Source organism: Kluyvera genomosp. 2 (assembly GCF_036759865.1).
Taxonomy (GTDB): domain Bacteria; phylum Pseudomonadota; class Gammaproteobacteria; order Enterobacterales; family Enterobacteriaceae; genus Kluyvera; species Kluyvera ascorbata_B.
On record NZ_JAPKIA010000037.1, the window covers coordinates 1 to 5,344 of the forward strand.

Genomic DNA, 5,344 nt, shown 5'->3' on the forward strand with positions numbered 1-5,344 from the left:
TGCTCCGTATCACGGCTCAGGTTCGCCACATCCTGCTGCTGATTTTCCGTATTGCAAATGCCGTTCAATGTGGCTGTTGCTGAAAAAGGTACGGCACTTTATGGAAACCGCCAGTCCATTCCCCGGAGGCAAACATGGGCTGGCAAAAGTGTAGGGGTATTAGGCGCAGCTATTTAGATTAGATCTTCGCCATTTAAAAGCACAATTATATTTCCTGCCCCTAACTCTTGCCTAAACACATCTGCTATTCCAGAAGTATTTAATTCAGAGAAAGATTTATCATTCACTGCTATCAAAAAATAAGACTTTGGTTCTTTTAGTCCAAACTCTTCAGCAATTAATAACTTAGTCTCTTGATTGTATTTTTCAACACGATCATCAATCAGCGCAAGCTGTTGGCGACTTAAAATTGTATGTGGATCAAACATAAGATACGGGCCATCAAAGAGATGGTCGTACTTTGCTCTCACCACACTTAGTCTTTCCCTCAGTTCATCAATACTTATTGATGTGTAACACGCTATATCAATTGACATTTTTCCACCTTACTTAATTTTGATTGGTTTTCCGGACTGGTCGATAACAATAACTTTATCTAACCCTTGGATTGACCAATCACTAAACTGTTTTTGCAAATCACTAACACTTGCTTTTGTATCTGCCAAGTTGATAACCACATTGTTTGTTTGACCACTATTCACTTTTTCTAAAGCTCGGTCATAAATATTACGAACTGAGTTTGTTTTAGGGGCGATATTATCGAACACCTCACCATTAATTTTATAATCTGGATTTTTAACCCCCGGAGTTACCGGATTCTGCTCAACATGATAACCATTTTGAGACAGGATCGCCGCCCCCTCATTTTCTCGTTGTAGTGAACGTATATTTTCTGCTGAAGCATTTGGTGGCAGTTTAGTTGGTTGGCCGCTTAAAGAACCTGTTGTACCCTTTCCAGCATTCTTAGCGGCATTAACCGCAACAGCTTCTGCTTTCGCCGCCGCCGCCTCTGCGGCCGTTTTACCAACTCCAATAGCTCCAGCAGCACCTACACCACCAGGTGTAACTCCTTCTGCTACTTGCAACCCTGCATTATTCAGACAGATTGCCGGGGCCGCTTTACAACCTTCCAGTGCTGCTTTAGCTGCCGCCACTATTTCCGGTGTTGATCCTATTATCAGTGCACCGCCAGCCACTCCAGCAACGCCTGCTGACACCACCAGATTTCCTTCAGCAACACCTTTCGCAATACCGGTCTTACAGGCAGTATCACACCCTGGGGTGTTACCCAACCAGAAGCCAAGATCTGAACCAGTTGTCAGCGCATTATTCTCAACCGCATTCTTCCCGGCGCTCGCCCCCGCTGCTGCCGCCGATGTACTATCTCCCGCCAGCCCGCCGGCAATGCCCGCTGATACACTCGCCAGTGAGCTGATGGTCTGCTTTTGCGACTCCGTCAGGTCTGACATCTTCACGCCAGGGTAATAAATATCCGCAATAGCGCGTGCAACCAGCTCACCTGTTGCTGCGCCCGCAGCGCCTGATACTGCACTGTTACCCTGCAATGCCGCAACCGCACCGCCCAAAATGGCATGGGCCACCGTGTTAACAGCGGTATTATCTTTCGTATTTTCTCAGGTTTATATATTTAAACAACTAAGGTAGCATATCTTATTTTTGATAAAATGTTAAGGATGGTCCATACCCAATATCATCATCAAATGATTCAACGACAAATACTTTTCCTGGAAAAGCTTCTTTTAAGGCTATGCTCCATGAGCATTTCATTGCATTGCACATTTGTTTAAAAATAGATTCACTAGTGTTATCCGCGTTACTCCCAAAAAGATCATAAATATGTATATGATTCAAAACTTTTTCCACTGATTTTTTCTCCTGATAGCTTGTCCATCCATTGAAGAAAATTACTTTCTTCATATCTATCATAAAGAAGAATACAATCATCAATAGCAATAAATTCAGGTATAAACAACCGCATACTTATCAATATATCTTCAGGGTGACAGCATTCACTTATATAATCATTGAGTCCTACCGAAACGGGATCTTCCCATTGAGATCTCCATGTTTCGTATCTTTCCAGATCATATGGTTGCTTCATTAGGGAAATTTTTTTCATGGGATTTCATCCACTTTTACAGGCCTAGGCAATGATTTTGTTGATGGTGACTGTACTCTAACCTGACCATTTGGAAGAGTGTTACGTCCGTATTCAATTACGTGAGGAGTTGGCACACCACCATGAGCCGCTCCTGAAACATCAACCCTCTTAATTATCATGCCATTTGCATCATAAGTGGCATAACTGGTTATGTTGCCCTGATTATCAGCTCTGTAGACAGTTCCGCTCTTAGGCCCCCTTCAATTTTAAATCTACCACTGACTTGTGTTGCATTTTCTAATGGACCGCCTGATAAATTGGAGGCATTTCTTGGAGAAGTATTTTTAGCAACCCCACCACCACCTTTCAGCGGATCGCCGTTCTCATCCACAATTTTAGCGGTTCGATTGAACAGTGGATTAATATCGATGATATCCACTGAACGCAATCCAAGGCGTTTCTCATCTTCCTTGCTCAGCGCATTATTCTCAACAACAACTCGATCCTGTGCACGTTGCTGTGATAATAACATTTTTTCCCTGTGCTTTCCGTAAGTTACAACCGTTTTTCTCTGCTGTACTTCCGGCGCGGCAACTTTTTTCCCCGACGAGCCTTTTCAGTTCGTTGCACTATCCAGCAATATTGTTAAAGAGCAACTGATAAGATCCTAATGCAAGATCTAGAACCCATTCAGTAATTAATTACGGGGTAATCCCCATAACTTGTAGTAATAACATAAGACTCAAACCCGTTATTTTCAGGTAAAACTTGTATATATCTTTCATTATCAAAGGATAGTCTCAGTATTTCACCATCCACAACAGAACATCTTCTGACTACCTGGTTAAGTAATGGAAATAAAAAATTACTGGTCGATAAATTCTCACCATGCCCTGTATGTAATTGTCCTTTTTCCCCGCACTGAAATGGACACTGGATCATTACCCTAGCGCCTGATGAAAACAGCAAAACTAAAGATCCCACACCAACCGTTACTCCGGTAAATATAGATTGTTCAAATTCATGAAGTTCGGCATCAGTAATCATATTTTTCTTACCTTTTTTGGCGGCATAGTGTCTGCTGGTAGTGGTACATGCGTTTCACCTCGAGTGCCAGTGCCACCTGTAGCTGGATTTGTTGGCTGACCATTTTTAACCGATATCCAGTATCCATTTTCTAACCCAGGAACCGGGGTCGATCCTGGCGGCATCACTCTAATATATGAGCTTCCTGGACTGCCCGGGTCAGTATTTGGTGGATAATAAATTGTACTTCCTGGTGTTCTACCTGGCTTACTAACCCAACCCTGTGGGATAACAGGTCCCTGAGCAGGATTTGCGAATGGTTGCAAGTTTGATGGGACTTTAGGGGCACCTTTAGCAACCCCACCACCACCTTTCTGTGGATCACCATTCTCATCCACCACTTTAGCAGTGCGATTGAACAATGGATTAATATCAATGATATCAAGTGAGCGTAACCCCAGACGCTTTTCATCTTCCTTGCTGAGCGCATTATTCTCAACAGCGACCCTCTCTGACGCAGACTGCAGAGGCGAAGTCAATTTTTTTCTGTCTTTTCAGTAGATTAAAACTATTAGTAGATTAAAACTATTTTTTGCTGACGAGTTTCAGGCTCTGCAACCTTTTGCCCCGACCAACTATCCAATTTACTGAAAATAAATCGTTAGTAACTGTGCCGGAGCTTATGTTTTGACAAAAATAGAGTGTCTCTTTTAACCTTTACAACGAGTAAGCGCTAATCGTAACCCTGCGCCGATTTCTGCTGGAGATGAGTCTATAGAAAGAATTACATCTTCAATTCTATCGCCTTTAGTTCTTCCCCAGCCTTCCAGTTTTTCATGACGTGTTGGTGAGATGGTAATGACATTATTAACACAATGAATGCCACAATTTTTCATATCTTTGAATAATGCACGTTTGGTTTTGTAGCCATATTTTTCCATTAACATAGCTATCCAGGCTGCATATTGCTCCTTACCTTTTTCAACGTTAAAGAAAGTCTCGCATTCTTCAACCGTCAATGTCCGACTATCTGACAACGCTTGTAAAATCACTTCCCCAACACTCTGATTATCGGCATTGGGTGGCAATAAATGCGAAGGAAAGAGAGGATCTGCAGCGACCATACCTAGTCCTGATTGAGTCTCAACAAGCAAAAATTCAGAAGTATAGTAACAACTAGCCCTGTAATCCTGATTTTTATTAAATTTCATTATTTCACCTGTGTCACTTTTACTGTTACACCCTGACTCTTGCCATATTCAATGGCTCGGTTTATTTCTGTCCACTGATTTTTAGTCGTATTAGCAGGAACAGCAAGCTGAATTTCTCTATTAACTATCATCGAAGAATCAATGGTCTTTTGTGAGAGTGTGTACGTGTCAAATTTTGCAGCCGCATCAATATTTCCTTTGATCGAGCTGTAAACCTGATTAGAGTTAGCCAGCTTCGCCATTGTCTGTGTATCTAATGATTTAGCACTTACGGCTGTTTTTGTTGACACATCATAGTAGTCAAATGTTTTAAAATTCTGTGGCAACCGCGCACTTGTGGGCAAAGATGTTCCAACATAATCCTCCCACGGCATGCCTTGCTTCATATTGCCCTGCCCCCACTTCAGACTAATATCGGCAGCGCTGACCGTTGCAGTCGCAGTATTTCGCCCCATAAAGGAACCGACAGCAACAATAACATCTTTAGCCAGCAGACCTAATGACCCAAGTACCGCCTGATTCTCAGGATCTGATGCAAATGCTGCAAACTGCATCCATCCCGGTGTGCTGTCGTCAATCTTACTCAGATCCTGACTGTTCCATTGCTGAACATAGGCTCTGGCCTGTTCATCAGTCATACCTCCGGCACCTGGAATATTATTCATCCAGGCCGGACGGCTCGCCATGTCGAGACCACCTTCAGCACTTTCTTTATCCCATGCAAGTGCTTCTGCCGGGTTATTTTTCAGCGTATCGTCCAGTTGCTGGCTCTGTTTGTCACTGATCTCTTTCCATTTATCAATGACAGACTGGCAGTCACCACCTGTTTTACGACAATCTGCCAGCTCTTTATCAAAGGTCAGTGACTGCGCGGTACTGAGGTAGTTGTTTTCCACCGCATTCTTCCCGGCATTCGCCCCGGTTGCCGCTGCCGATGCGCTATCTCCCGCCAGCCCGCCGGCAATGCCCGCTGATACGCTCGCCA

The 5,344-nt window shown here is 43.4% G+C and carries 10 protein-coding genes; 1 reads left to right on the forward strand and 9 read right to left on the reverse strand.

The features are described from left to right. The coding region (locus V6942_RS23250; protein ID WP_333501875.1) for a hypothetical protein at positions 1-154 on the forward strand (154 nt) is incomplete at its 5' end. Positions 155-173: 19 nt separating this feature from the next. Here V6942_RS23250 and V6942_RS23255 read toward each other — a convergent pair. The 9 genes from V6942_RS23255 to V6942_RS23290 all read right to left on the reverse strand — a co-directional run. Then, positions 174-536, reverse strand: a complete 363-nt coding sequence (locus V6942_RS23255) for a hypothetical protein (protein ID WP_333501867.1) — start codon at positions 534-536, stop codon at positions 174-176. 9 nt (positions 537-545) lie between these two features. Continuing rightward, complete coding sequence (locus V6942_RS23260) at positions 546-1,469, reverse strand: VENN motif pre-toxin domain-containing protein (RefSeq protein WP_333501868.1); 924 nt, start codon at positions 1,467-1,469, stop codon at positions 546-548. Between the two features lie 380 nt (positions 1,470-1,849). Further along, positions 1,850-2,140 carry a hypothetical protein gene (locus tag V6942_RS23265; RefSeq protein ID WP_333501869.1) on the reverse strand — a complete coding sequence of 97 codons (291 nt, stop codon included), beginning with the start codon at positions 2,138-2,140 and terminating at the stop codon, positions 1,850-1,852. Then, positions 2,137-2,334, reverse strand: a complete 198-nt coding sequence (locus V6942_RS23505) for a polymorphic toxin type 24 domain-containing protein (RefSeq protein WP_420107863.1) — start codon at positions 2,332-2,334, stop codon at positions 2,137-2,139. The genes V6942_RS23265 and V6942_RS23505 overlap by 4 nt, the downstream gene beginning before the upstream one ends. Then, the gene (locus tag V6942_RS23270) at positions 2,331-2,654 is read right to left on the reverse strand and encodes a hypothetical protein (protein ID WP_333501870.1); all 324 of its coding nucleotides are present in this window, start codon (positions 2,652-2,654) and stop codon (positions 2,331-2,333) included. The genes V6942_RS23505 and V6942_RS23270 overlap by 4 nt, the downstream gene beginning before the upstream one ends. Before the next feature lie 158 nt (positions 2,655-2,812). After that, on the reverse strand, positions 2,813-3,169 hold the full coding sequence (locus V6942_RS23275) for a hypothetical protein (protein ID WP_333501871.1): 357 nt from the start codon (positions 3,167-3,169) through the stop codon (positions 2,813-2,815). Continuing rightward, positions 3,166-3,687, reverse strand: coding sequence for a hypothetical protein (locus V6942_RS23280; RefSeq protein WP_333501872.1), 522 nt, complete (start codon positions 3,685-3,687; stop codon positions 3,166-3,168). Before V6942_RS23280 ends, V6942_RS23275 begins: the two co-directional genes overlap by 4 nt. A gap of 171 nt (positions 3,688-3,858) precedes the next feature. Further along, a complete protein-coding gene (locus V6942_RS23285) occupies positions 3,859-4,359 on the reverse strand; it encodes a contact-dependent growth inhibition system immunity protein (protein ID WP_333501873.1) in 501 nt (166 codons plus the stop codon). Continuing rightward, positions 4,359-5,344: VENN motif pre-toxin domain-containing protein (locus V6942_RS23290; RefSeq protein ID WP_333501874.1), on the reverse strand; the 986-nt coding region annotated here is incomplete at its 5' end. The genes V6942_RS23290 and V6942_RS23285, both read right to left, overlap by 1 nt.

Excerpts from the sequence above, each read along its gene's own strand:
- V6942_RS23255 (WP_333501867.1), bottom strand. The coding sequence starts at position 536 with ATGTCAATTGATATAGCGTGTTACACATCAATAAGTATTGATGAACTG.
- V6942_RS23260 (WP_333501868.1), bottom strand. The coding sequence starts at position 1,469 with ATGTCAGACCTGACGGAGTCGCAAAAGCAGACCATCAGCTCACTGGCG.
- V6942_RS23265 (WP_333501869.1), bottom strand. The coding sequence starts at position 2,140 with ATGAAAAAAATTTCCCTAATGAAGCAACCATATGATCTGGAAAGATAC.
- V6942_RS23270 (WP_333501870.1), bottom strand. The coding sequence starts at position 2,654 with ATGTTATTATCACAGCAACGTGCACAGGATCGAGTTGTTGTTGAGAAT.
- V6942_RS23275 (WP_333501871.1), bottom strand. The coding sequence starts at position 3,169 with ATGATTACTGATGCCGAACTTCATGAATTTGAACAATCTATATTTACC.
- V6942_RS23285 (WP_333501873.1), bottom strand. The coding sequence starts at position 4,359 with ATGAAATTTAATAAAAATCAGGATTACAGGGCTAGTTGTTACTATACT.